The following is an 890-nucleotide window of genomic DNA, read 5'->3' on the forward strand; positions in this document are numbered from 1 at the left end:
GTGTTGTTGGCCGTCAGGATCGTGGTGCCCGTACCGATCTGGTTGACCGTGCCGCTGCCGGAGATCAGGCCGGGAAAGGTCTGGACATCGGAACGGTTGAACGTCAACGCACCGTTGTTCGCCACGTCGCCCAGGATGGCGCCCGTGGTGCCGCCATTGAAAAAAAAAAGGTGGTGCCGCCATTGCCCAGCTGCAGGGTGCCTGCCGAAATCGTGGTGCCGCCGGTGTAGGTGTTGTCGGCCGTCAGGATCGTGGTGCCGATACCGATCTGGTTGACCACGCCGCTGCCGGAGATCAGGCCGGGAAAGGTATGGACATCGGAACGATTGAACGCGAGCGCCCCATTGTTGGTCACATCACCCACGATGGCGCCCGTGGTGCCGCCGTTGCCCAATTGCAGGGTGCCCGCCGCAATCGTGGTGCCGCCCGTATAGCTGTTGTTACCCGTCAACACCGTGGTGCCGGTGCCGATCTGGTTGACCGCGCCGCTGCCCGAAATCTGGCCGGCGAGCGTCATGGTGTCGGAGCGATTGAAGGCCAGCAAGCCGTCGTTCGCCACATTGCCCAGGATGGACCCCGAAGTGCCGCCATTGCCCAGTTGCAGGCCGCCTGCCGAAATCGTGGTCCCGCCCATGTAGGTGTTGTTGGCCGTCAAAATCGTGGTGCCGGCTCCGATCTGGTTGACCACGCCACCGCCAGAGATCTGGCCCGCAAAGGTTTGGACATCGGAGCGGTTGAAGGTCAGCGCGCCATTGTTTGCCACGTCGCCCAGGATGGCGCCCGTAGTGCCGCCGTTACCCAATTGCAGCGTGCCTGCGGAAATCGTGGTGCCGCCGGTGTAGGTGTTGTTGGCCGTCAGGATCGTGGTGCCCGTACCGATCTGGTTGACC

At 63.3% G+C, this 890-nt stretch carries 1 protein-coding gene; it reads right to left on the reverse strand.

The window, feature by feature from the left end:
- Positions 1-103: 103 nt before the first annotated feature.
- Positions 104-890: autotransporter-associated beta strand repeat-containing protein (locus BRO63_RS17305; protein ID WP_218824102.1), on the reverse strand; the 787-nt coding region annotated here is incomplete at its 5' end.

Source organism: Achromobacter xylosoxidans (assembly GCF_002192695.1).
Taxonomy (GTDB): domain Bacteria; phylum Pseudomonadota; class Gammaproteobacteria; order Burkholderiales; family Burkholderiaceae_B; genus Achromobacter; species Achromobacter xylosoxidans_C.